Origin of the sequence: Micromonospora sp. NPDC005979, from assembly GCF_040614415.1 — a bacterium.
Classification (GTDB): domain Bacteria; phylum Actinomycetota; class Actinomycetes; order Mycobacteriales; family Micromonosporaceae; genus Micromonospora.
Window position 1 is genome coordinate 145,650 of record NZ_JBEXUR010000014.1, and the last position, 23,668, is coordinate 169,317.

Consider the following 23,668-nt stretch of genomic DNA (forward strand, 5'->3'; position numbering starts at 1 on the left):
TGATCAGTAGCGGTAGTGGTCCGGCTTGAACGGGCCCTCGGGGGAGACGCCCAGGTACGCGGCCTGCTCCTTGGTGAGGGTGCTCAGCTTCGCGCCCAGCGCACCGAGGTGCAGGCGGGCCACCTTCTCGTCCAGGTGCTTGGGCAGCACGTAGACGCCGATCGGGTACTCCTCGGTCTTGGTGAACAGCTCGATCTGGGCGATCGTCTGGTTGGCGAACGAGTTCGACATGACGAAGCTCGGGTGCCCGGTGGCGTTGCCCAGGTTCAGCAGACGCCCCTCGGACAGCACGATGACGGCGTGCCCGTCGGCGAAGCGCCACAGGTCGACCTGCGGCTTGATGTTGACCCGCTCGACGTCGGAGCGCTTGGCCAGCCCGGCCATGTCGATCTCGTTGTCGAAGTGGCCGATGTTGCCGACGATGGCCTGGTGCTTCATCCGGGCCATGTGCTCGTTGGTGATGACGTCGAAGCAGCCGGTGGCGGTGATGAAGATGTCCGCCTGCTCGACAACGTCGTCCAGGGTGGCGACCTGGTAGCCGTCCATCGCCGCCTGCAGGGCGCAGATCGGGTCGACCTCGGTCACCACGACCCGGGCGCCCTGACCGCGCAGCGACTCGGCGCAGCCCTTGCCCACGTCGCCGTAGCCCATGACCACGGCCATCTTGCCGCCGATCAGCACGTCGGTGGCCCGGTTGATGCCGTCGATCAGGGAGTGCCGGCAGCCGTACTTGTTGTCGAACTTGCTCTTGGTGACCGAGTCGTTGACGTTGATGGCCGGGAAGAGCAGCGTGCCGGCGCGGTGCATCTCGTAGAGGCGGTGCACGCCGGTGGTGGTCTCCTCGGTCACGCCCTTGACGCCGGCCGCGATCCCGGTCCAGCGCTGGCCGTCCTCGCCCAGCGAGCGGTGCAGCAGTTCGAGGATGACCGCGTACTCCTCGGAGTCGGCGGACTCGACCGGCGGCACGACGCCGGCCTTCTCGAACTCGGCGCCCTTGTGCACGAGCAGGGTGGCGTCACCGCCGTCGTCGAGGATCATGTTGGGCCCCTGGCCGTCCGGCCAGAGGAGCACCTGCTCGGTGCACCACCAGTACTCGGGCAGCGTCTCGCCCTTCCAGGCGTACACCGGAACGCCGGCGGGGGCGTCGGGGGTGCCGTCCGGGCCGACGACGATCGCGGCGGCGGCGTGGTCCTGGGTGGAGAAGATGTTGCAGGACGCCCAGCGGACCTGCGCGCCGAGGGCGACCAGCGTCTCGATCAGGACGGCGGTCTGGATGGTCATGTGCAGCGAGCCGGTGATCCGCGCGCCGGCGAGCGGCTGCGCCTCGGCGAACTCCCGCCGGATCGCCATCAGGCCGGGCATCTCGTGCTCGGCGAGCTGGATCTCCTTGCGCCCGAACTCGGCGAGCGACAGATCCGCCACCTTGAAGTCGCCCTCGGCGAGCGTGCTCGGCCGGGCCTCGGACGGCGTACCGCTGGCGGCCGCCGGGAGGGTGCTGGTCATGAAAGCTCCTGTCGAACGATGTCTGCGCCGATCCTCCACCTTACGCGCGCCAGCGACGGCCGCCGGGGGACGGGCAGCGGACAGCGCACGGGGCGGTCGGTGGTGGACAGACCTGCTGCCCACCTCCGCCCGCCCCGCGCATCCCCCCGGTTTGGTTCCCCGCACGTTGCCGGACCGTCGTCGCGATAACGCTGCGTACTCATAGAGTCACACTCAGGCAAAGCCGAGTCAAGCTATTCCGGGAAAGTCGGACTTGTGTCGGGTCAGCGTAGGCCCGACGTCGCCACGTACGCCTCGCCGTCGCCGCTGATCCGCAGCGGCTCGCCAACCGCCGTGCCGATCGCCGCCTGGCCGGACGTCAACGTCAGAGCGCCCGCCCCGTCATCGACCGTCACCGTGCCCGCGCCGCAGAGCACCACCCGGGGACCCGGCAGAGCCAGCGTGGCCTCCGGCATGTCCGCGCCGACCCGCACCCGGTGCAACGCGAAGTCGTCCACCGGCACCGCCCAACAGTCCACCCCCGGAGCGACAGGTCGGGCGGCACGGACCGGCTCGTCGAGCACCTCGAAGCGCAGCACCCGCACCAACTCGTCCACGTCCACCCGCTTCGGGGTGAGACCACCGCGCAGCACGTTGTCGCTGGCCGCCATGATCTCGACGCCGCAGCCGCTCAGGTACGCGTGCAGGTTGCCGGCGGGCATCCAGATCCCCTCCCCCGGCACCAGACGCACGTGGTGCAGCAACAGGGCCACCAGCACCCCCGGGTCGCCGGGATAGGCCTTCGCGAGCCGGTGGGCCAACTCGGCGTCCGGGCCGTCGGCCGCCGACGCCAGGACGGCCCGCAGCAGCCCGTCGCGCTCCGCGACCGGCCAGCCGAGCAGCGTCCCCACCGCCGTGCGCAGGCCCGCCGGCCCGGTCCGCAGCGCGTCGACCACGGGCCCCAACTCGGGTACGCCGAACGCGGCGAGCGCCTCGGCCGACTCCACCGGATCGCGGAAGCCGCACAGCGCCTCGAAGGGGGTGAGCGCGACCAACAACTCCGGCTTGTGGTGCGGGTCGGTGTAGTTGCGCTCCTCGGGAGGAAGACCCGCCTCGGCGGCGAACCCCGCCCGGGCCTGCTCGGCATCCGGATGGGCTTGCAGGCTCAACGGCGAGTCGGCGGCGAGGACCTTGAGCAGGAACGGGAGCCGGCTGCCGAAACGGCCGGCCACCCGTTGGCCCAGCCACTGCCCCGGCTCGTCGCGTACCAGGTCACAGAGGCTCACCCGGGCTCCGGCGCGCTCCACGCTGGCCGGGGCGCCCGGGTGGGCGCCCAACCACAGCTCCGCCTCCGGGCCGGGGCTGGGCACCGGTCGCCCCTGCAACAGCGCGATGGCGGAGCGGGACCCCCAGGCGTAGTCCCGGATCGGTCCGTACAGCGGTTCCACCGTCTCAGACCCCGGGCCGTCCGACCGCCTCGCCCGCGGACTCCTCCGGCTGCGGTACGGCGGTGTCGGCAGCGGCGCCGGTGCCGGCCTTGGCGGCGGCGGCGCTGTAGATGTCCGGCTCCAGGTAGATCACCCGGGCGATCGGCACGGCGGTACGGATGCGCGCCTCGACCGCGTTGATGCCGCGGGCCAGGTCGTGCGCGCTCTCGCAGGCCGGTACGCCGATCTTCGCGGCCACCATCAGCTCTTCCGGGCCCAGGTAGAGCGTCTTCATGTGGATGATCCGCTCCACCTCGGGGCCCTCGGTGATGGCCCGCTCGATGGCCGCCAGGTCCTGCTGTTCGGCACCCTCACCGAGGAGCAGGCTCTTGGTCTCGATGGCCAGCACGATGGCGATGACCACCAGCAGGACGCCGATCATCGCGGTCCCGGCGGCGTCCCACCGACCGTCGCCGGTGGCCAGCGTCATGCCGACGCCGAACAGCGCGAAGACCAGACCGACCAGGGCGCCGAAGTCCTCCAGCAGCACCACCGGCAGCTCCGGCGCCTTGGCCCGCCGGATGAAACGCACCCAAGACTGCTTGCCCCGGATGTGGTTGGACTCCTTGATCGCCGTCCGGAAGGAGAACGACTCCATGGCGATCGCCGCCAGCAGCACCGCCACCGGAAGCCACTGCCACTCGGTGATGCCGTGCGGGTCCGACCACTTGTGGTACGCCTCGTAGAGGGCGAACAGTCCACCGATGCTGAACAGCACGATCGACACGATGAACGCGTAGATGTAGCGCTCCCGGCCGTACCCGAACGGGTGTTCCGGCGTGGCCGCGCGCTTCGCCCGCTTGCCACCGAGCAGCAGCAGACCCTGGTTGCCGGAGTCGGCCACCGAGTGCACCGCCTCGGCCAGCATCGACGAGGACCCGGAGAGCAGGAACGCGATGAACTTGGTGACGGCGATGCCAACGTTGGCCAGCAGGGCGGCGACGATCGCCTTCGTCCCGCCGTTCGCGCTCACGCCGCCACTCCGTTTCGGGTCGTGGTGACGTTCGTGCCGCGCCGCCCCCTGGGTGCGTTCACTGGTTCGACAGCTCCTTCATCTCGGTGATGGCCGGTACGGCCATCGGGTCCAACCCGTGTGCCAGAGCAAGGTAGATCGAGGCGAAGTCCGGTACGGCGATCAGCGAGGCCAGCCGCTCCAGAGCCGACCCACCCTCGGCGGTCACCACGTCGCACCGCACGCCACGGCGCTCGGCGAGGGTCTGCACCGCGTCCGCGCGGCGCTCCTCGACGGCGAGCGGCTCGTCCGTGTCGTCGTCGGCGTTGAGCCCACCGTCGCGCAGCAGCACCAGCCGCAGCCGGGTGCCCTCGCCGTCGTCCTCCGACGGGTCGGCGAAGATGTCCCGCTCCCCCTCGGCCAGGCCACCGAAGACGCCGTCCAGCAGCCCGACCCGCCCCCGCCCGGCCTCGCCCAGCGCGCCGGTGACCACCGGGTAGCGGGCGTTCGCGGACAGGGTGTCGCCGAACCGGCGGGCCGCCACGGTCGCCAGCGGCGACGAGCCCCAGACGATCGGGATCGAGCCGGCCAGGCCCAGCGCGAGCGACTTGGCCGGGTTGACGAACGACTCGGCGGCGGACCGGCAGCGGTCGGCGTCCGCGTCGAGCCGGGCCGCCGTCTCCGCCAGGTCCGCCTCGTTGACCTTCACCAGGCCGAGCGACCGTGCCGCCAGCAGGACCGGCACGGTGAGCGCCCAGAGGCTGGCCCGGGCCGGCGCCCGCCGGGGCACCGGGATGAACGGCGCGCGGGCCCGCTCGGCCACCGACTGCAACTGCGAGTCGGGCGCGCCGACCGCGACCAGCCGTGCGCCGCGCCGGTGCGCGGCCTCGGCGGCGCCGAGCGCCTCCGGGCTGCGACCGGACGCGCTCACCGCGATCACCACGTCGGCGGCGCCCACCCAACCGGGTACGCCCGCGCTGCGGTGCCCGATGATCGGGACCGGGCAGCGCGGCCCGGCGACCGTGGCCAGTACGTCACCGGTACGCCCGGCCGTGCCGATGCCGGCGATCACCACGGCCCGGGGCCGCCCGTCGTCGGCGAGCACCGCGAGGTTCGCCTCGGCGGCCAGCGCCGCGCTCTCGCGTACCTGGGCGCCACCCGAGGCGGTGTGCCGCAACATGTCGCCCGGGTCGTGCTCAGCCAGCGCGTCCGGGTTGTCGAGCAGGGCCTCGTCGGCGTCGCGCCGACCGCTGACCCCGGCCGTACCGTCGATCATGACTGCTGCCCAGGGCCGCCGCGGGCCTCGTCAAGCAGCAGCACCGGCACATCGTCGCGGACCTCGAAGATCCGGCCGCACTCCGTGCAGGTCAACGTCTGCGCCTCCGCGTCGTAGGTCAGCGGGGCGTGGTGCGTGTCCGGGCAGGCGAGGATCTCGAGCAACTGCGGATCCAGGGCCATGGCACGGCTCCTTCCACGAGTGCGGGGTCACCGGCGGCGGTGCCGACCGGCGCAGGCGATCTTATCGGCGAACGCGGTCGAGCACCTCGTCCCGGAGCGAGACCATCCGCTCGCGGGTGGGCGCCTCGACGTTGAGCCGCAGCAGCGGCTCGGTGTTGGAGGCACGCAGGTTGAACCACGCGCCGTCTTCGAAGCGCAGCGTCAGCCCGTCCATCTCGTCGGTCGTCGCGTCCGGGTACGCGGCACGCACGTCGGCGACCGCCGCAGCCTGGTCGACGACCGTCGAGTTGATCTCGCCGGAGGCGACGTAGCGCTCGTACTCGCCGGCCAGCACGGACAGCGGCAGCGACTGCTCGCCCAGGGCGGCCAGCGTGTGCATCGCGGCGAGCATCCCGGTGTCGGCGAACCAGAAGTCCCGGAAGTAGTAGTGGGCGGAGTGCTCCCCGCCGAAGACGGCGTTGGTGCGGGCCATCTCCGCCTTGATGAAGGAGTGCCCGACCCGGGCCACCACCGGCTCCCCACCGTGCTCACGGATGATCTCCGCGACCGCGCTTGAGGTGATCAGACCGTGGATCACCGTGGAGCCCGGGTGCTTGGCCAGCTCCCGCGCCGCGACCAGCGCGGTGATCGCCGACGGCGAGACCGGCTCGCCGCGCTCATCGACCACGAAGCACCGGTCGGCGTCGCCGTCGAAGGCCAGGCCGATGTCGGCGCCGTGCTCGACCACGGCGCGCTGGAGGTCGACCAGGTTCGCCGGGTCCAGCGGGTTCGCCTCGTGGTTGGGGAAACTGCCGTCGAGCTCGAAGTAGAGCGGCACGATCTCCAGCGGCAGGGCCGACAGGGCGGCCTCGCCGAGCACGGTGGGAACGGTGTAGCCACCCATCCCGTTGCCGGCGTCGACCACCACCTTCAGCGGCCGGATGCCGGAGAGGTCGACCAGCTTGCGCAGGTACGCGGCGTAGTCGGGGAGCAGGTCGCGCCGCTCGGCCGGCCGGGTCGGCTCGCCCGCCGGGCGGGACGCCCCCGAGTCCAGCATCGCCTGCGCCCGCTCACGGATCTCCGCCAAGCCGCTGTCCTGGCCGATCGGCCGGGCGCCGGAGCGGCACATCTTGATGCCGTTGTACTGAGCCGGGTTGTGACTGGCCGTGAACATCGCTCCGGGCAGGCCGAGCGAACCGGAGGCGAAGTAGAGCAGGTCGGTGGAGGCGAGCCCGATCTCGATCACCGAGCGCCCCTCGGCCCGTACCCCGGCGGCGAAGGCGGCCGCCAGGCCGGGCGAGCTGGCGCGCATGTCGTACCCGACGACGACAGCGTCACCGGGCTCGTCAGTGGCGTTGAGCAGCTGGGTGAAGGCGGCCCCGAGCGCCTCGGCGACCCGTTCGTCCCACTGGTCCGGCACCGTCCCTCGGACGTCGTACGCCTTCACGATCTGGGACAGATCAGACACTAGTTCCGCTCCTTGGCCGCAGGTTTCCAACGAACCTGAGCGTATCGGAGCGACCGGGCCCTGCCCCGCTCAGCCGGGGAGCCGGGGCATGAACACGGTGCGGTCGCCGCCGTCCGGGTCGTCCGGCCGGGGCCGAGCACCCGGATCGCCGGGGGCGCCCGGCATGACCTGAGTGGCGTCCGGCATGACCTGAGTGGCGTCCGGCGAGGGCGTGGCGGGTCGTGCCCCGTAGACACCGCCGGGGGCGGGTCGTGGGACGGGCACCGCCGGCGGCTGCTGGCCGTACACCGGGCCGGGGTGACCGGGCACGGCCGGCGACCCACCACCGGCGCGGTAGGTGGTCCCACCGGGGTTGCCCGGCAGCGGGCCGGGCTCGTCGGTCGGCGTGCGGTCCTGCCGGGAGCGGCGGACCAGCAGCACGATCAACAGCACACCCACCGCCACCATCGCGATGCCGAAGAACATGATCGGCGAACCACCACCACCGGACTCGGCGGCCACCGCCGTCGTCGAGGGTGCGACGGAGGCCGGGCCCAGTGCGGCCGGGTCCACCACCTCGCCCGCCGCCGCGACCTCGGTCGGGGTCGGGGTCGGTGTCGGGGTGGGCTTCTTCGACGGCGTCGGCGTGGGCGACGGGGAGAGTCGCCCGGCGACCTTGGCCGTGTCGCTGCCCTGCCCCAACTGCTGACCGGCGGCGGTGAGACCCACACCGGTCACGGAGAGCCGACCCCCCGGCGTGCCGGCGGCGAACGCCACCCGGTACCGCACGGTGATGCCCTTGCCCTTGCACAACGTCGGCTTGGCCGGCGAGGTCTGCGCGGTCGTCACGTTGCCACCGCCACCGGACACACCCACCGGAAACCAGCGTCCGCCCGCGTTGACCTGGACCGCCACCTGATCCGGCTGAAGACCCTCAAGGCTCAGACCCAGAGCGGTACGCAGCAGGACGCATCCCTCGGAGCGCTTGCGCACCGCGACGTTCACTCCCTGAGGGGAACCTCCGGCGGCGAAGCTGCTGGCCGCACCCACACGGACCGAGTCTTCGTCGGCCAGCGCGGGTGACGCACCGAGCATCACCAGGCCGACCAACAGACCGCAGACCGTCGCGAGCCGTGCGGCACGTCGACGCAGCGTCATGATCACCTCACCGTTCCTCCCCGGGTGGGGTCCGCCGGACAGGCTACTACCGGACCACTCCCACCACCGGTCATAGAGCGGTCGGTATGTGTGCGGCGTTACGGTCTACGACCCGTGTCCGGCCCCGGCGAGAGCCTCGCGGCAGAGCCGGTCGGCGGTGCGCGTCGTCTCGGGAAGGCGATAGCGCGGAGTCAACGCGAGCACCCGGGCAGTGGCGTTCTCCAGACTCATCCGGTGCCCGACGCTCACGAAGACCGGCTTGACTCCGTCCCGGGTACGCACTACCCGGCCGAGCACCTCACCCCCGTCGCACAGCGCCGACCAGGCGCCCCGCTCGGCGGCCGGGGCTTCCCACTCGCCGACCAGCGGCGTCTTGCCCACTCCGATCGCGGGCAGGCCGGTGACCACCCCGAGGTGACAGGCCAGCCCGAACCGGCGCGGATGCGCCACCCCGTGCCCGTCACAGACGAGCAGGTCCGGAACGGTCTTCAACGCGTCCAGGGCGGCGAGCAGAGCCGGTGCCTCGCGGAAGGCGAACAACCCCGGCACGTAGTCGAACGCCGGCCGACCCAGGCTGACCGCCGAATCCACCACGGCCAGCGTCCGAGCATCCAGCACGGTCACGGCCGCCGCGAGAAGGTCACCGCTCTCGGCGTACGCCACGTCCAGGCCGGCCACCGTCTCCGGCGCGAGCGGGCCGGGCCCGACCAGGTCGACCAGCGGCCGCAACTCCTCCTGTACGGCCACCGCCTCCGCGACCGAACGCGGAGTCCGGTTCAGCACGGCCCTCGATCCACTCGATTTCGGCGATGTCGCGCTATCCCCCGCATCCGGACACCCCGAGATCGGCGATGTCGAGTCGATCACGCTCGGCGACGGCATACCGGCCACGACCTGCCCTAACGGGAAGACCGACTCGCGTCGCCGTCCTCGGCCGGAGTCGACGCCTCGGCAGGCTCACCATCGTCGACCCGCCTCCGGGTAGCACCGAACGCGAGACCGACGACGACCGCCATGGCGACACCGAACGCCACCCCTCCCTTCGGGCCGAACGAAGGGATACCGATCGCCAGGCCGAACAGGAGGCCGACGGCCCACGCCCAGAAACCGGAGCTGCTGCCGCCCGTAGTGGATCTCGCCATGGAGCGATGTTAATAAACACGGTCAACCGCCGTCCGGCGCTACGAGAGGGCCGAGCCGCGCACCGGTGGCCCACAGGGTGCTCAGGCGAGCTTCAGCTCGTCGCGGGCCTCGTCGATCCACCGGACGATGCCGTACGCGCCGCTGCCGGCAGCCAGTGACGTGGCCTCGTCGAGCAGGCCACGGGCGGCGTCCCGGTCACCGTCGCTCGCCGCCAGGTCGGCCAGACCGATCAGATTCGCCGCCACCCCCGGCGTGAAGGACAACTTCCGGCGCAACCGCGTCGACTCCTCCAGCAACTCCCGCGCCGCCTCGACCCGGCCGGCGGCCTGCTCGCCGAAGCAGAGGTGCCGCAACACGTACGAGAGGGTCAGCTCGTCCCCCGCCTCCGTCGCCAGCTCGCGCGCCCGCGCGAAGGCCGGATCGGCGGCGGCCTGGTCCTGCCGGATCACCTGGTGGACCGTGCCCACCCAGAACAGCGCCTCACCCTCACCGCGGGCGTCGCCCACCTCGCGGTAGAGCTGCGCGGCGCGCTCGAAGAGCGACAGCTCGGCCGCGTCCTCCGCGCCGGTCTCGAGGAAACGGGCGTGCAACAGCCGTCCACGAGCCAGGGCCGTGTCCGCCTCCACCGCGACGAGATCCCGCTCGGCCTCGTCCAACGACGTCCCGTCACCGCCGAAGACCGCCTGCTCGTAGCGCTCCCGCGCCCGCGTCAACCGGACGTCGAACCCCTCGGCCATCACTGACCCACCCTTCCGTCGATACGCTCGCGCAGGAGATCGGCGTGGCCATTGTGCCGCGCGTACTCCTCGATCATGTGGACCAGAAGCCTGCGCAGCACGATGACGTTGCCGTCGCGTTGCCGCCCCCGCACGTCGAGATCCGCAGCCTCGTTGACGAACTGCTCGGAGAACGCCACCTCCGCACGCCACGCCCGGTACGCCTCGTCGACCACTGCCACGTCGGCGACCGCGCCGTCGAAGTCGCCGTCCGGATCGTCATCCGAGCAGTACCTCTGGGGCGCCGCCTGGCCGGCCATCGTCCTGCGGAACCAGCCGCGCTCCACCTCGGCCAGGTGACGGATCAACCCGAGCAGCGACATCGTCGACGGTGGCACCGAGCGCCGGGCCAACTGCTCGGCGTTCAGGCCGTCGCACTTCAACTCGAAGGTGAGGCGTTGGTCGCGCAGGTACTCGACGAGAACGGCCCGCTCGTCGGCGAAGTTACCGTCCGAGCGTGGGTCGTCGTCCGGATGGACGAACAGGTACGACCAACCGAAGGTCCGCGTGGGTTCGCCGCCGGAGGTCGCCTCCTCGGCGCGTGAATCAGCCATACGGCGACTCTCGTCGATACCCGCCCACAGCGGCAACCGGAAACCCGGTCGGTCGTCTTCGCTGGTCAGCGGGGCATCGTGAGTGGAGCGCCGGCGGCACTCCTCCGTGTAGGCCCACGCCGAGCGCGACGATCCCCAACTAGCGGGCAGCCAAATCGGGATCGGCACCCGGATCGCCGGCCGCACGTAGTTGCTCCTCGAACATCACGAAGGTTCGCTGTCGAATCCCCCGGATCAAATCCTGCTCGCGCGGCGTCAGGTGTCTCCCCTCGGCCTTGGCCGTGTCCCTCAGCGCCTGCACGGTCTCATAGAGGGCGAAGACCGGACCTTCGCCTTCGAGGTAGTGAGCGCGGAACCGCTCCACTTCCTGTACAAACCCCTCTGGGGTGCGCCGAAAGACATCTCCACCGACGTCGAAGACAATCTCCGTGAAGAGGTCGTTCTTCGGCTGCCAGCCTCCCGTGTCGATTGCAACTCTCCACACCCGCGCACCACCATCGGGTGTCTTCACGATCTTGACGGGAGACTGGTGGTAGAGGTAGTAGGACGGAAGCACCAGACCCTCAGCCATTAGGCGCACCAGAGCGCTTTTCGCATCGCTAGGCACTTGCCGTCAGCGCGTCGCATGCTCCAATCAACGATCATCGGCGCGACCGACGAACATGGCACGGATCGAACTCTCGTCCGGCAACTCGCCGCTGCCCGTCACCGTGGGCGCAACCGCCTCAGCGGCAGCACGGCTTACGTTCCTGTAGCGGTCCGCGTTCCGGTAGTCGTCGAGAAAGCGCACCACGAGGTCGGGGTTATACGTCCACTCTCCAGCGCGGTGATCCCACAGAACGGCATCGCCGATGCCCACATCCACGACAAAGAGACCCGACGGCTCATTGTGTTCGTCATTCCGGTAGATCACGTAGTAGCTCAACAAACCCCTGCTCCAACTCTCCGACAACCTGTGGCGTTACGGGGAAGTCCCGACGTGCCAGCCCCAACTCTCGCACCACGCCCGCGAAATCCTCTCCTTCGCGAGCCAGCCAAGCCAGGTACTCGTGCCACACTCCGCTGTTCCGACTCACCCACTTGGCGAACGTCGCGTCCTTGGGTGGGAAACGTAACTCGAGCTCCGCTGGCAGCGCCTCCGGCAGGCCTCTGGCCCGATTCGCAGCCAGCATTCTCAAGAGCGCCCCCACTCGTCGCTGTGGACTGTTCGAGGGGCGCCGGACAACCTCGTAATCCTCATGAGTCGCCAACCACACTTCTCGAGATGCGGGAGTGTGGAGCTGCAACTCGATCAACATCCCGTCCGCTGATCGGAGGGTGCAGTTAACTCCGTAGAAGCGGTTACCCTGCCGCCAAAAGTTCTTGCAGGCCGAGAGTGCGACCGAGTAGCCGGCGTCGACCAGCCCCGCAAGAACCGAGTCGACGGCCTTGCTGTACTGCTGACCCGACGGAATCTCGAAGCAGAAGCGGAGGGCGTCGTTGACGTTCGCCGCAAAATCGGCCACGTCCGTGCCGTCGATGCTTGCCTCGTCGAGATACTTCCGCGTCAACGAATCGAGCGGCTTGATGCGAGACTCGCGCTCCCGCAGCTCGATCGGCGCACTGAGGCCGAGTGTGTCGGTCACGCGTCGCGCGACCTGAACCAGGGAGCCCTCGGTTCGGTCCGCGTTTGCCAGCGCGCCCTCGTGCAACTCGGTCAGCGTAGCCAACTCCGCTGGTGTGAGCCGGGCGGTGACTGGGAGCGCTGGTTGCCTTGGTGTTGACGGAGCTCCGCCGCTCACATCCGTCGAGCCGGGCCCATCCGGCACGGAGCCGGGCCCGTCCAGCAACAGGTACATGCGGTTGACGTACGGGTCGCCGTGGCCGCCGTCGTCGTACCCGGGTGGGTGGGTCGGCAGGTCGGGGCGTTCACTGAACCGGCCCCGGGGCAGTCCGCCCAGCGGCATCGGCCGGCCGTCTCCGCCCAGTACGAGCGCGTCGATGCCGACCACGTCGGGATACAGCGGATGGTCTCGGACGAGGCCGGTCTGCGGGTCGACGTAGAGGACGGTGCCGTTCTGGTTGAGTGCCACCCAGGCGTGCGAGCCGCCACCGGCCCACTCGGTGATCAGGAACGCGTAGCTGCCGTGGCCGCCCAGCAGCAGTTGGTCGCGCAGATTGGCATACCCCTGCCGGGCCTGCGCCGGGTCCGACGGCTGACCGGGAGTGAGTACGCGTTGGAAGCGGCCGCCGGTGGCGTCCTCCACCCGGCCTGGACCACCAGCCTCACCACGGATCGGGCGTCGGATGTCGCCGTCGAGGTAGCCGTCGAAGGTGCGCGGCGCGGACACCCGCGGTCGCCCGTGCACCCACGTCTCGAACAGCGACAGGGTGCAGTCCAGGCAGTTGATGCCGCGGGTGGCGTCGGCCTGGGGGCCACCGTCGTTCAGGAGGCGGAACCAGCCGCCCCGGCGCGGATCGGCGGTACGTAAGACGGTGCCGTCGCGTTCGCGCGGCATCTGTCGTTCGACGTCGACCTGGTGCAGCGCGAGTGGTGGCCGAAGCCCGCCCGGCTGCCCGTACGGGCGGGAGTCGTCGATCGGCGGGGGGACGTCGTCGCCGGTGAGGCGGGACGGGCCGCTGGTCTCCACCGCGCCGAGCGCGAGAGCGCCCACGTCGCTGTTGGCGTGCGCGAAGGCCCCGTCGGCCAGGTCGACGACCGGCGGCGCCGTGATGCCCGCCAGTACGTCGTTGGCGAGGTCACGCCACTGGGCGTACGCGCGTGTCTCGTCGTTCGCCGCCCGCTGCCAGCCGTCGGCCCACTGCCGGTGGCCGCTCTGGTGCAACTGTCGGGCGTAGTTGGCGTACTCGACAGCCCGGCGGTCGTGCTCCGCCGCCCGCGCCCGCAGGCGGGTGGCCTCGGCCTGCCGGCGGTTGTTCTCGAAGCCGATCCGCTGTGCCTCGAAGTGGCCCTGGTAGCGCCGTCGCTCGGCGGCCTCCGCCTGGGCCAGCCACTGGGCCGCATACCAGTCGTCGACGTCGGTCGCGGACTCCACCGGGTCGCCGAACGCGACCACGTCGACGGACGCCGACGCGCGACCGCCGGTTCTCTGCCGGGGTACGCGGGCTGGCGCGATCGACTCTCGCGTCGCGGTCCGCTCGGGTGCGGAGTGGCGGCCGGCCGGCGCGGCCACCGCGCTCCCGTCCACCGGGGTCATGGCTGCGCCGTGCCTGCCGACGCCGTCGGGTGACGCGCCGACCGTCGGCCCGGTGGGCGTGAACGGGGACGCCGGCGGGGGCGCGATGGCCGGGGCAGGGCCGGCGGACGCGAGCGGCGTCGAGAGCCCGGCAGTGCTCGCCGCCGCCGGGCCGACCGGAGGCACCGCCCCCACGGCCGACACCGGCCCGGTCGTCGAGGTCACGGAAGTCGAGGGGGATGCGAGCGCCGAAGGCAGCGGACCCGACGACGGCCCGACCACTGTGGGCGGGGAAGCCGCCGAGGTCACCGGAACCGGCGACGAGACGGCCGCGGCGGCCCCGGGCAGACCGGTCGACGAGGGTACGGGGCCGCTGACGCCCGGAGCCACGCCGGCCGGCTCGATCGCCGGGGCGACCGCCGGGGCGACGCCGACCCCAGGGCCGCCGGCCGGGACGACACCGGCGACGGGCGCGGGGACCCCCGAGAGCGTAGGCGCAGCCGCGTGATGTCCCGGCTCCGCAACGCCCGCGAGCCCGACATCACCCCCCACCGCCGGCCGGGCTGCACTCGCCCCGGGCCCGTCGGCTGGCAGCCCAGGCGCGCCATCTGCTGCCGACACCGACGAACCGGCGACGTCCGCGCTCACCGCTCCGGCGCCAGTCCCCGTCGGACCCGACGAAGAAGACACCGCCCCGGAGCCCGCCGGCCCAGAAGACACCGTCCCAGTGGCCGGCCCTGGCGGAATCGGCCCAGGCGACACGGGCGTGGACGTCGCGAGTTCCGGTGGTGGGGGCGGGATCGGAAGCGACGGGCCGGCGAGGGACGCTCCGGCCAGAGCGTCGGCCTGCGCACGGAGCCGTGCCTGCAGAGCGTGGTCGGTCTGGGCGGTCGTCGAGCCGGTGACGCCGGACGCGGCGGCGCGCACCACGTCGTCGACCGAGGCCATGCCCTGCCCGGTGGCGACGCTGGCGGCGCTCTCGGCCAACATCTCGCCGGTCATCTCCCGACCCAGGTGCTCGCCGATTCGCGCCGCGCGGCCGGTCGCGTGGCGGCCCAGGGCGGCCAGCGGCGCGACCGCACCGCCGGCGAGCCCGCCGACCGCCGAAGCGCCCAGGTCAGTCAGGTCGAGGCCGTGTGCCCGGCCCGTCGAGTTCTGGTACGTCTGCGTGGCGAGGCTGATCCCGGACTCCTCGGCCGCCTCCTCCAACCCTTCCCGGGTGGCGCGCTTGGCGAGCCCACGTACGCCGCCCTTGGCGACCTCCTTGGCCGCGCGCTCGCCGGCCTCCTTGAGCCCGCGCCGCAGAGCCTTGCTGGCCAGTTGCCCCATGAGGCGTTTGAAGATCTGCTGGATGAGCAGCCGGGTCGCGGTGACGGCCGCGCCGGCCGCCGGAGACGCCGCCCCGGCGGTCAGCAGCGCCGCCACCGCCACCGAGATCAGTTCGACGACCAGGATCCCCAGCTCGATCCAGACCTCGATCTTGGCGCCCTCGATGTCGCAGCCGCACTCCTCGACCAGGCGGCCCAGATCGGCGGTGACCGCGAGCAGCACCGGCAGGGGCGCGTCGTCACCTTCGGCGATGCCTCGCCAGGCCGCCTCGAACGCGGCGTCGACAGCTCCCACGCCGCCGTATCCGCTGCGTACCTCGGTGGCGGCCGCCGCGGCGTCGGCGTGCGGGCCGGCGAGGACGGAGGCGACCGCGTACCACCGGTCCGCGACGTCCCAGACGGCCCGTTCGTCGCCCTCCGGCCACTGCACGCCGACGGCCCAGTCGAGGGCCTCGTAGATCCAGCCCGGTACGTCCCAGGGCGCGTAGTCGAGTGGGTGCGGGATCGGGCTGGGCAGCACGCTCATCCGAATCGCCCCGCCGTCAGCGCTGGTCGGCGGCCCGGTCGAGCCGGGCGGCGCCGCTCTGGTCGGTCTGCACGCTGGCGTCGACCGCGCTGATTACGTCGACACCCAACTCGGTGAGCCGCTGACCGACGCCCGCCCAGGCGCGCAGCACGGTCTGCTCGATGCCGCGGTAGCTCCGCTCGAACGCCGCGCCGATGTCGTCGCGCCCCCACGGGAGGGCGCCGCTGGCGGTCTCGATCTCGCCGCCCTCCGCCGCGCGACGGGCCGTCACCGCCTCGCCCGACAGGGCCAGGTCGGCGCCGCCACGCCGCGCACGGGACGCGTCCAGCCAGAGCTGCCCGTCGGTCATGTCGACCCCTCGCGGCGGCCGAGCAACGCGTCGGCGCGGCCGAGCAACGCGCCGAAGTCGCCGGTACGCAGGAAGTCCGCCGAGCCGGCGCCGGCCGGCATGGTCTCGGCGACCAGGGCCTGGGTGGCCTGGGTGGCGGCGGCCACGGCGGCCCGGATCGTCTCGGTGATCTTCCGGCTCAGCGCCTCGGCGTCCCGGGCCCGGTAGGCGGCCGGCGTCAGGACGACCTCGATGACCTGGCCCTGCGCGTCGACCGTCGCCGTGACGTGCCCATCGGATGAGCGGCGGGTTACCCGTAGCTCGGCGAGCCGTGCCGTAAGAGTGTCCAAACCAGACCTGAGCTGCTGGTACTGGCCGTACACGTCGTCGAATCGGGCTCGTAGCTCGCGATTGGCGTCCCGGTCCGCGCGTTCGCTCACCGCCGCTCCTCCCGTCACCGTCGGTATCCAAGACCATACCGGCCGCCATCGATCCGTGTCGTCCGGTAGTTTCGATGTGTGATCGACCGTCAGCAGGCCGAGCAGCTCGCGTCCGCCTGGGCGCGGCGCGACTCACAGCGCGTAGGCCACGAGTGCACCCCGGTGGTCGACGAGTTCGACCTCGGTTTCGTCGTCACCTCGATCGTGTCGAGCGGAGCACGGGCGATCCCCGGCGACCTGCCGACGACCGTCATCGACAAGCGCACCGGAAAGGTCACCACCTGGCCCCGGGTGCCGGCCACGGTGGTGGCGGACCTGTACCGGCGTAGTCAGCCCAGCGGGCCGACCGCGCCGCGCACGATCGACGCGTCGAGCCTGCTGATCCGGGAGATCCACCGGGGTCCGACGCCGAACACGGTGGCGCACCTGACCCTCGACGGTCGCATCTGGACGGCCCAGGGCACGAGAGGCCCCGCCACCCTGAACCACCATCCGCTCGTGCGCGCCTACCTGGACGAGAGGCCGCCGGGCGAGCTGGTACGTGGCGTCGAGTGTCACGCCGAGCTGATCGTGGTCTCCGACGTGCTGCACGAGTACGACCACCGACGGGCCGCCGAGGGCATCGAGCCGATGGGTCGGGCCGAGGCGGCGGCCCTGCTGGACGCCGCCCGCTTCGAGATCTTCCGGATCCGTGAGCCGGGTGACCCGGCCGGCGGCGTCGCCGAACTGCCCTGCGACTCGTGCATCACGTTCCTGGTACGCGCCAACGTCCTGCCGGAGGCGGCGCGGGCCTACACCGAGACGTGGCGGGCACCGGCCGCGCCCGACCCCGACCCGGGGCGCTTTCCGCCCGAGGTGGCGAACGCGCTGGTGGCGGCGGGCTGGCGTCCGCACATCGGCGACCAGATCATGGCGGCGGCCGGCGTACGGGACGTCACCGCCGTGCCCTCCAGGACACACCGACACGAGGTCTTCCCCGCCGCTGTGGAGGCGTTGACGGCGTTCCCGAGCCTGGTGGGCGCCCGACGCGGCCCGGGCGAGCAGGTGTGGATCTCCCGTTTCGACATCCGTCCGCACCTGATCGCGCACACCGCCGACACGCTCGCGGACTTCGGCGCGGTGCTCGGCGTGCGGCTCTTTCCGATCGGCACCGAGCAGCAGGACAGCATCCTCGCCGTGGACGAGCGGGGCCGGGTCTTCGCCCTCGACCAGGCCGGCGACTGGTTCCTCGGCGAGGGCGTCGACGCGGCGCTCACCACGTTGCTGCTCGGCCGCGCCCCCGCCCGGGTTCGCGACGACGGCACCTGGGCCCAGGTTTAGTTCCCAGGTCTTTCCGCCCCCCTCTGGAGAAGAGACACCGAATTGACGAAACTGTCGAGCGTCGCCACCGTGCTCGTACTCTCAGTTGGAATCGCCATCGCACCGGCTTCGGCTGCCTTCGCCGCTACCGACCGGAGTGGCGCGGTCCGGTTGGACATCCCTAACAGCAGCGAGTGCAAGGCCGGTCGCACGGTCATGCAGGGCATGGTGGCGGGGCCGGGCGGTCAGCTCTACATCGTCTTCACGAAGGCGGCCGGCGCGGAGCCGGTCCTGTCCCGGTGGCTCCGTGACGGCTCGACCTGGGACGGCGCCAGCTGGGTCTGCTCCGGGGCTCCCACCTCCATACCGACGCTCGGCCACGGCAACGACCTCGCCTACAACGCGAACTATCTGGGCCAGGGCCCGGCCCTGATTGCCGCCCAGGGAAGTCAGTCCGCGTTCCTGAGCGACAAGGTGACGGTCATTCGCCTGAACGCCGACGGAGCTGTCGGCACAACCAGTGAGGTTCGTCTGCCGACCGGCGACATCAGCGGGTTCTGCTACAGCGCGACGGCTGCGGGCGGTGCCGGCAAATATGCGGCCCGCCGGTTGGGCAGCCTGTGGACCCATCCCGGCGCGGGTGCCCTCACCAGTGGATGGACGCTGGTCAAGAGCAACCTGACGAGTCACGACAATCGGTCCGACCAGGGCATCGACTGCTCGGAGAACTACATCTGGAACACCAAGTCAATCAACACCTCGACGCCCTCGACCGGATGGAACTGGGTGTACCAGTACAACTGGTCGGGAAGCGATGTGGAGAGCGACATCGGCGTTCCGAGCAACAACCTGGTCGATGAGATCGAAGATGTCACCCATGTGGGAAGCGAATTCTTCGTCGGCATCAACCGCAACGACGGGCTCGCCGACACCGTGAAGGTGTTCGTCGAATAGCTCGAGCCGAGAGGGCCTAGAGGTCGAGCCCGGTCAGCACCATCACACGCGGTTCGGTGTAGTCGTCCATCGCACTGCGCAGCCCCTCCCGGCCGACGCCGCTGCCCTTCACCCCGCCGTACGGCATCTGGTCCGCCCGGTACGACGGCACGTCGCCGACGATCACGCCGCCCACCTCGAGGACTCGCGCGGCGGCGAAGGCCACGTCCAGTCGGCGGGTGAACACGCCCGCCTGCAACCCGTACGCCGAATCGTTGACGGCGGCGAACGCGGCCTGGTCGTCGGCGACCGGGGTGACCACCAGCACCGGCCCGAACACCTCCTCGGCGACGACCTTGGCGTCCGCCGGCACGCCGGTGAGGACGGTCGGCGGGTACGTCGCGCCGTCGCGTACGCCGCCCACCTCGACCGTCGCGCCGGCCGCGACCGCCTCGAAGACCCACGCCTCGACCCGGCGGGCCGCGTCCTCGGACACCATCGGGCCGACGTCGGTCAACTCCGAGGTGGGGTCGCCGGTGCGCAGCGCGCGTACCGCCGCCACCAGCCGGGGCAGGAAGTCGGCGTACCGCGCGTGGTGCACGTACACCCGCTGCACGGCGATGCACGACTGACCGGCCTGGTAGTTGGCGAAGGTGGCGATGCGCTGCGCCGCGAAGTCCAGGTCGTCGGCGGACGTCCAGTCCGCGCAGAGCACCGCCGCCGCGTTGCCGCCCAGTTCCAGCGTCACGTGCTTCTCCGGTACCTGCCGCCGGATCGCCGCCCCGACGGGCCCGGACCCGGTGAACGACACGACCGGCAGCCGCGGGTCGGCAACCAGTTCGGCGGCACGGTCGTTGGGCAGCGGCAACACCGAGAACATGCCGGCCGGGAGGTCCGTCTCGGCCAGCAGTTCGCCGAGCAGCAGCGCGGACAGCGGCGTCGCCGGGGCCGGCTTGACGATGATCGGCGCACCCACCGCGATGGCCGGAGCGACCTTGTGCGCGACCAGGTTGAGCGGGAAGTTGAACGGCGCGATGCCGAGCACCGGCCCCCGGGGTGCCCGTCGGACCAGGGCGATCCGGCCCGTGGCGGCCGGATCGGTGTCGAGCCGTTGCAGCTCTCCCGAGAAGCGTCGGGCCTCCTCGGCGGCCCACCGGAAGGTGGAGACCGCCCGTCCGACCTCGGCACGCGCCCACTTCACGGGCTTGCCGTTCTCGGCGGTGATCAGCGTCGCGACCTCGTCGGCACGCTCGGCGAGCCGACGGGACACGTGGTCCAGGGCCGCCGCGCGGGCGTGCGCGGGCAGGGCCGCGGCCTGCGCGGCCACCCCGGCCGCTGCCGCGACAGCGGCCTCCACCTGGTCGCTGGTGGCAAAGGTGGTACGCCCCACCGCGCGACCGTCGTACGGGTGGTGGACGGTCAGCTCGCCCGTGCCGGAGGCGGGACGGGAGGCGACGAAAAAGGGTGCGGGCTCCACGCCGTGCAGCGTAGACGAGTCAGAAGTCGACGGAAACAGTCGCCACAGCCCTTGTCTGCTGCGGATTCAGTAGCGAAGATGGCAGGAAGATTGCGATAACCGCCGCAGACCTCACCCCCGGCCCCCTCGGAGTGATCCCGTCATGAGTGACCAGCAGCAGCTGCGCAACTTCGTCAACGGCTCCTACGTCGACCCGGCCGACGGCGGCTACGCCGACCTGGTCGACCCCTGCACCGGGGAGGTGTTCGCGCAGGCGCCGGTCTCCGGCCCCGCCGACGTCGACGCGGCGATGAACGCCGCCGCCACCGCCTTCGAGAGCTGGCGGGAGGTCACCCCCGCCGAGCGGCAGCGGGCGCTGCTCAAGCTCGCCGACGCCGTGGAGGCACGGGCCGCCGAGCTGGTCGACGCCGAGGTACGCAACACCGGCAAGCCCCGCCAACTCACCCTCGATGAGGAGCTGCCCCCGGCGGTGGACGAGTTCCGGTTCTTCGCCGGTGCCGCCCGGCTGCTGGAGGGGCGCTCGGCCGGGGAGTACCTGGCCGGGCACACCTCGTACGTGCGGCGCGAGCCCATCGGTGTCTGCGCCCAGGTGACCCCGTGGAACTACCCGCTGATGATGGCGATCTGGAAGATCGCTCCCGCGCTCGCGGCCGGCAACACGGTCGTCCTGAAGCCGTCGGACACCACGCCGGTGTCGACGCTGCTGCTCGCCGAGATGGCCGCCGAGTTCTTCCCGCCGGGGGTGTTCAACGTGGTCTGCGGCGACCGCGACACCGGTCGTACCCTCGTGTCGCATCCGACCCCACAGCTCGTGTCGATCACCGGCTCGACCCGCGCGGGCATGGAGGTGGCCGCCGCGGCGGCCCCCGACCTGAAGCGCACCCACCTGGAGCTGGGCGGCAAGGCCCCGGTGGTGGTCTTCGACGACGCGGACGTTGCGGCGGCGGCCGAGGCCATCGCGGTCGGTGGCTACTTCAACGCCGGTCAGGACTGCACGGCGGCGACCCGGGTGCTGGCCGGTCCCGGCGTCCACGACGACTTCGTGGCAGCGCTCAGCGAGCAGGCCCGCGCCACGAAGACCGGCGCTCCGGACGACGCCGACGTGCTCTACGGCCCGCTGAACAACGCCAACCAGCTCGCCCGGGTCAGCGGCTTCGTCGACCGACTGCCCGACCACGCGGCGATCCAGACCGGCGGCTCCCGGCAGGGCGATCGCGGCTACTTCTACACGCCCACCGTGGTGTCCGGGCTGCGGCAGGCCGACGAGATCATCCAGGACGAGGTGTTCGGTCCGGTCATCACCGTGCAGCGCTTCTCCGACGAGGACGAGGCGGTGCGTTGGGCCAACGGCGTCGACTACGGCCTGTCGGCGTCCGTCTGGACCCGCGACCACGGCCGGGCGATGCGGATGACGCGACGGCTCGACTTCGGCTGCGTCTGGGTCAACACGCACATCCCGTTCGTCTCCGAAATGCCGCACGGCGGCTTCAAGCACTCCGGGCACGGCAAGGACCTGTCGGTCTACAGCCTGGAGGACTACACCCGGATCAAGCACGTCATGCACAACATCGAGGTCTGAGCCATGCCCTCCTCGGAAGAGCTGCACAAACGGCGGGGCACGGCCGTGGCCCGCGGGGTCGGCAGCGTGGTCACGTCCTACGTGGACTCCGCCTCGGGCGGGACGCTCACCGACGTCGACGGGCGGGAGTGGATCGACTTCGCCGCCGGCATCGCGGTGACCAGCGTCGGCAACTCCGCGCCGAGGGTGGTCCAGGCCGTCCGCGCGCAGGTCGAACGGTTCACCCACACCTGTTTCATGGTCGCCCCGTACGAGTCGTACGTGGCGGTGTGCGAACAGCTCAACGCGTTGACGCCGGGCGGATTCGAGAAGCGGTCGGCGCTGTTCAACTCCGGCGCCGAGGCGGTGGAGAACGCCGTCAAGATCGCCCGGCACGCCACGGGACGACCGGCGGCGGTGGTGTTCGACCACGCGTACCACGGGCGGACCAACCTGACCATGGCGTTGACGGCGAAGAACATGCCGTACAAGCACCGGTTCGGGCCGTTCGCCGGGGAGATCTACCGGGTGCCGATGTCGTACCCGCTGCGCGACGGCGGGCTCTCCGGCGCCGAGGCCGCCGCACGGGCCATCGAGATGGTCGAGAAGCAGGTCGGCGCGGAGAACGTCGCCGCGCTGCTCATCGAGCCGATCCAGGGTGAGGGCGGGTTCGTCGTACCCGCTCCGGGTTTCCTGCCGGCGCTGCGCGCGTGGGCGACGGCGGCCGGGGTGGTCTTCGTCGCCGACGAGATCCAGACCGGCTTCTGCCGGACCGGCGACTGGTTCGCCTGCCAGCACGAGGGCGTCGAACCCGACCTGGTGACCCTCGCCAAGGGCATCGCCGGTGGCCTGCCCCTCGCGGCGGTCACCGGTCGGGCCGAGCTGATGGACGCGGTGCACGTCGGCGGGCTCGGCGGCACGTATGGCGGCAACCCGATCGCCTGCGCCGCCGCGCTGGCCACCATCGAGACCATGCACGAACTGGACCTGGCCGCTGCGGCCCGCCGGATCGAATCCGTGCTGGCCCCCCGCCTCCGGGCCATCGCCGAGCGGGATCCCCGGATCGCCGAGGTACGCGGACGCGGCGCGATGCTCGCCGTCGAACTGGTCCAGCCCGGCACCCTCGTCCCCGACCCGACCGCCACGGCGGCCATCTCGGCGGCCTGCCACGCCGCCGGCCTGCTCACCCTGACCTGCGGCACGTACGGCAACGTGCTGCGCTTCCTACCGCCGCTGGTCATCTCCGACGCGCAGCTCACCCGGGGCGCCGACATCCTCGACGCGGCGTTCGAGTGACGCCCGTGGCGGGGCCCGACCCGGGCCCCGCCACGACGTCGGGCGGCGTTGACGCCGTCGAGAGACCCGCGGCGGGCCCCTCGGCCCGCGTCAGCGCAGCACTTCGACGGTGTTGTTGCGGACCAGGTTCTTGCCCGGCTCGCGGATCTGGTCCATCGCGGCGGTGTTGAGCAGCACACAACTCCCCGACGGGCCGGTCACCGTCACCGTGGTCGCCCGGTTGTTGTCCAGGTTCGTCACCCGCAGCCGCGTGCCGACGGGGAACTGCCCGCTGGTCGCCGCCGGGGCGGCATTCTCGGCGAAGAAGGTGATCGCGCCGGAGCAGGCCGAGCCGCGCACCGGGCGCGGCGCGGCGGGCGAGGCGGCGCCGGGGCGTACCCCACCGGGGGCGGGCTGGGCGGCCACGCCGTCCAGACGCTCCACCACGTTGCGGCGGATCACGTTCTTGCCCGGCTCCCGCACCAACTCCATGGCGGCGGCGTTGAGCAGCACACAGCTTCCCGACGGGCCGGTCACCGTCACCGTGGCCGCGCGGTTGTTGTCCAGGTTGGTCACCCGCAGCCGCGTACCCACCGGGAACCGGTCGCTGGTCGCCGCCGGCGCACCGGCCTCCGCCGAGAACGTCACCGAACCGGAGCAGGCGGACGACCGTGCCGGGGCGGTGTCGGCGAACCCGAACCCAGTCCCCACCGCCACCCCCGCCGCGGCAACCACCGCCACGGTAGCCGCCAGCACATGCTTCCGCTGAACCCTCATCGCCGAAACTCCCGCCCTAGCCAATGTCTTCACCGCCTGATACGGAAACCACCCCCCAACCGTTCACCCCACCCACCAGTTCGCCCCCACCATCAAGCCCGTCGATCATGGAGTT

22 protein-coding genes are annotated in these 23,668 nt (G+C 71.7%); 4 read left to right on the forward strand and 18 right to left on the reverse strand.

All coding sequences use genetic code 11. The annotated features are described in order from the left end of the window. Positions 1 to 3 precede the first annotated feature (3 nt). The 16 genes from ahcY to ABZ272_RS23320 form a co-directional block, all read right to left on the reverse strand. Positions 4 to 1,503 (reverse strand): adenosylhomocysteinase, encoded by a 1,500-nt coding sequence (ahcY, locus tag ABZ272_RS23245; protein ID WP_355052019.1) that lies wholly within the window; start codon positions 1,501 to 1,503, stop codon positions 4 to 6. Between the two features lie 263 nt (positions 1,504 to 1,766). Continuing rightward, positions 1,767 to 2,930 (reverse strand): mannose-6-phosphate isomerase, class I, encoded by a 1,164-nt coding sequence (gene manA / locus ABZ272_RS23250; protein ID WP_355052020.1) that lies wholly within the window; start codon positions 2,928 to 2,930, stop codon positions 1,767 to 1,769. A 4-nt stretch (positions 2,931 to 2,934) separates the two neighbouring features. Then, positions 2,935 to 3,942: a cation diffusion facilitator family transporter gene (locus ABZ272_RS23255; protein WP_355052021.1), complete on the reverse strand. Its 1,008-nt coding sequence runs from the start codon at positions 3,940 to 3,942 to the stop codon at positions 2,935 to 2,937. Between the two features lie 58 nt (positions 3,943 to 4,000). Continuing rightward, the gene (locus ABZ272_RS23260; RefSeq protein WP_355052022.1) at positions 4,001 to 5,197 is read right to left on the reverse strand and encodes an SIS domain-containing protein; all 1,197 of its coding nucleotides are present in this window, start codon (positions 5,195 to 5,197) and stop codon (positions 4,001 to 4,003) included. Beyond that, entirely contained in the window at positions 5,194 to 5,379 is a 186-nt protein-coding gene (locus ABZ272_RS23265; protein WP_007455824.1) for a Trm112 family protein, read from the reverse strand. Before ABZ272_RS23265 ends, ABZ272_RS23260 begins: the two co-directional genes overlap by 4 nt. Before the next feature lie 61 nt (positions 5,380 to 5,440). Beyond that, positions 5,441 to 6,826, reverse strand: a complete 1,386-nt coding sequence (locus ABZ272_RS23270) for a phosphomannomutase/phosphoglucomutase (RefSeq protein WP_355052023.1) — start codon at positions 6,824 to 6,826, stop codon at positions 5,441 to 5,443. A gap of 69 nt (positions 6,827 to 6,895) precedes the next feature. Then, the gene (locus tag ABZ272_RS23275; RefSeq protein ID WP_355052024.1) at positions 6,896 to 7,963 is read right to left on the reverse strand and encodes a hypothetical protein; all 1,068 of its coding nucleotides are present in this window, start codon (positions 7,961 to 7,963) and stop codon (positions 6,896 to 6,898) included. 105 nt (positions 7,964 to 8,068) lie between these two features. Further along, on the reverse strand, positions 8,069 to 8,743 hold the full coding sequence (gene nfi / locus ABZ272_RS23280) for a deoxyribonuclease V (protein WP_355052041.1): 675 nt from the start codon (positions 8,741 to 8,743) through the stop codon (positions 8,069 to 8,071). A gap of 119 nt (positions 8,744 to 8,862) precedes the next feature. Beyond that, positions 8,863 to 9,105, reverse strand: coding sequence for a hypothetical protein (locus tag ABZ272_RS23285; protein WP_355052025.1), 243 nt, complete (start codon positions 9,103 to 9,105; stop codon positions 8,863 to 8,865). Positions 9,106 to 9,186: 81 nt separating this feature from the next. After that, complete coding sequence (locus ABZ272_RS23290) at positions 9,187 to 9,843, reverse strand: tetratricopeptide repeat protein (RefSeq protein WP_355052026.1); 657 nt, start codon at positions 9,841 to 9,843, stop codon at positions 9,187 to 9,189. Next, complete coding sequence (locus tag ABZ272_RS23295) at positions 9,843 to 10,436, reverse strand: DinB family protein (protein WP_355052027.1); 594 nt, start codon at positions 10,434 to 10,436, stop codon at positions 9,843 to 9,845. Before ABZ272_RS23295 ends, ABZ272_RS23290 begins: the two co-directional genes overlap by 1 nt. A 139-nt stretch (positions 10,437 to 10,575) precedes the next feature. Continuing rightward, positions 10,576 to 11,007: a hypothetical protein gene (locus ABZ272_RS23300; RefSeq protein WP_355052028.1), complete on the reverse strand. Its 432-nt coding sequence runs from the start codon at positions 11,005 to 11,007 to the stop codon at positions 10,576 to 10,578. Between the two features lie 63 nt (positions 11,008 to 11,070). After that, positions 11,071 to 11,361, reverse strand: coding sequence for a hypothetical protein (locus ABZ272_RS23305; protein WP_355052029.1), 291 nt, complete (start codon positions 11,359 to 11,361; stop codon positions 11,071 to 11,073). Then, positions 11,333 to 15,466 (reverse strand): toxin glutamine deamidase domain-containing protein, encoded by a 4,134-nt coding sequence (locus ABZ272_RS23310; RefSeq protein ID WP_355052030.1) that lies wholly within the window; start codon positions 15,464 to 15,466, stop codon positions 11,333 to 11,335. The genes ABZ272_RS23305 and ABZ272_RS23310 overlap by 29 nt, the downstream gene beginning before the upstream one ends. A 16-nt stretch (positions 15,467 to 15,482) precedes the next feature. Beyond that, positions 15,483 to 15,815, reverse strand: a complete 333-nt coding sequence (locus ABZ272_RS23315; protein ID WP_355052031.1) for a hypothetical protein — start codon at positions 15,813 to 15,815, stop codon at positions 15,483 to 15,485. Beyond that, positions 15,812 to 16,234, reverse strand: a complete 423-nt coding sequence (locus ABZ272_RS23320; protein WP_355052032.1) for a YbaB/EbfC family nucleoid-associated protein — start codon at positions 16,232 to 16,234, stop codon at positions 15,812 to 15,814. Before ABZ272_RS23320 ends, ABZ272_RS23315 begins: the two co-directional genes overlap by 4 nt. Positions 16,235 to 16,312: 78 nt before the next feature. On the opposite strand from ABZ272_RS23320, the gene ABZ272_RS23325 reads away from it, so the two are divergent. Together ABZ272_RS23325 and ABZ272_RS23330 are read left to right on the forward strand one after the other, a co-directional pair. After that, positions 16,313 to 17,554: an SUKH-3 domain-containing protein gene (locus tag ABZ272_RS23325; protein ID WP_355052033.1), complete on the forward strand. Its 1,242-nt coding sequence runs from the start codon at positions 16,313 to 16,315 to the stop codon at positions 17,552 to 17,554. Between the two features lie 42 nt (positions 17,555 to 17,596). Next, entirely contained in the window at positions 17,597 to 18,487 is an 891-nt protein-coding gene (locus ABZ272_RS23330) for a hypothetical protein (protein ID WP_355052034.1), read from the forward strand. 16 nt (positions 18,488 to 18,503) lie between these two features. Here ABZ272_RS23330 and ABZ272_RS23335 read toward each other — a convergent pair whose 3' ends face one another. Then, entirely contained in the window at positions 18,504 to 19,943 is a 1,440-nt protein-coding gene (locus ABZ272_RS23335; RefSeq protein WP_355052035.1) for an aldehyde dehydrogenase family protein, read from the reverse strand. A 142-nt stretch (positions 19,944 to 20,085) separates the two neighbouring features. Between ABZ272_RS23335 and ABZ272_RS23340 the strand changes: the two genes are divergently transcribed. Then, positions 20,086 to 21,522 (forward strand): gamma-aminobutyraldehyde dehydrogenase, encoded by a 1,437-nt coding sequence (locus ABZ272_RS23340; protein ID WP_355052036.1) that lies wholly within the window; start codon positions 20,086 to 20,088, stop codon positions 21,520 to 21,522. 3 nt (positions 21,523 to 21,525) lie between these two features. After that, entirely contained in the window at positions 21,526 to 22,797 is a 1,272-nt protein-coding gene (gene gabT, locus ABZ272_RS23345; protein WP_355052037.1) for a 4-aminobutyrate--2-oxoglutarate transaminase, read from the forward strand. 90 nt (positions 22,798 to 22,887) lie between these two features. On the opposite strand, the gene ABZ272_RS23350 is transcribed toward gabT, so the two are convergent. Further along, the gene (locus ABZ272_RS23350; RefSeq protein WP_355052038.1) at positions 22,888 to 23,553 is read right to left on the reverse strand and encodes a hypothetical protein; all 666 of its coding nucleotides are present in this window, start codon (positions 23,551 to 23,553) and stop codon (positions 22,888 to 22,890) included. Positions 23,554 to 23,668 lie beyond the last annotated feature (115 nt).

What these genes read in the sequence shown, in the direction of transcription:
- ABZ272_RS23285 (WP_355052025.1), bottom strand. Translation starts at nt 9,105, where the DNA reads ATGGCGAGATCCACTACGGGCGGCAGCAGCTCCGGTTTCTGGGCGTGG.
- ABZ272_RS23265 (WP_007455824.1), bottom strand. Translation starts at nt 5,379, where the DNA reads ATGGCCCTGGATCCGCAGTTGCTCGAGATCCTCGCCTGCCCGGACACG.
- ABZ272_RS23275 (WP_355052024.1), bottom strand. Translation starts at nt 7,963, where the DNA reads ATGACGCTGCGTCGACGTGCCGCACGGCTCGCGACGGTCTGCGGTCTG.
- ABZ272_RS23350 (WP_355052038.1), bottom strand. Translation starts at nt 23,553, where the DNA reads ATGAGGGTTCAGCGGAAGCATGTGCTGGCGGCTACCGTGGCGGTGGTT.
- ABZ272_RS23290 (WP_355052026.1), bottom strand. Translation starts at nt 9,843, where the DNA reads ATGGCCGAGGGGTTCGACGTCCGGTTGACGCGGGCGCGGGAGCGCTAC.
- gabT (WP_355052037.1), top strand. Translation starts at nt 21,526, where the DNA reads ATGCCCTCCTCGGAAGAGCTGCACAAACGGCGGGGCACGGCCGTGGCC.
- ahcY (WP_355052019.1), bottom strand. Translation starts at nt 1,503, where the DNA reads ATGACCAGCACCCTCCCGGCGGCCGCCAGCGGTACGCCGTCCGAGGCC.
- ABZ272_RS23300 (WP_355052028.1), bottom strand. Translation starts at nt 11,007, where the DNA reads ATGGCTGAGGGTCTGGTGCTTCCGTCCTACTACCTCTACCACCAGTCT.
- ABZ272_RS23315 (WP_355052031.1), bottom strand. Translation starts at nt 15,815, where the DNA reads ATGACCGACGGGCAGCTCTGGCTGGACGCGTCCCGTGCGCGGCGTGGC.
- ABZ272_RS23295 (WP_355052027.1), bottom strand. Translation starts at nt 10,436, where the DNA reads ATGGCTGATTCACGCGCCGAGGAGGCGACCTCCGGCGGCGAACCCACG.
- ABZ272_RS23340 (WP_355052036.1), top strand. Translation starts at nt 20,086, where the DNA reads ATGAGTGACCAGCAGCAGCTGCGCAACTTCGTCAACGGCTCCTACGTC.
- ABZ272_RS23310 (WP_355052030.1), bottom strand. Translation starts at nt 15,466, where the DNA reads ATGAGCGTGCTGCCCAGCCCGATCCCGCACCCACTCGACTACGCGCCC.
- ABZ272_RS23260 (WP_355052022.1), bottom strand. Translation starts at nt 5,197, where the DNA reads ATGATCGACGGTACGGCCGGGGTCAGCGGTCGGCGCGACGCCGACGAG.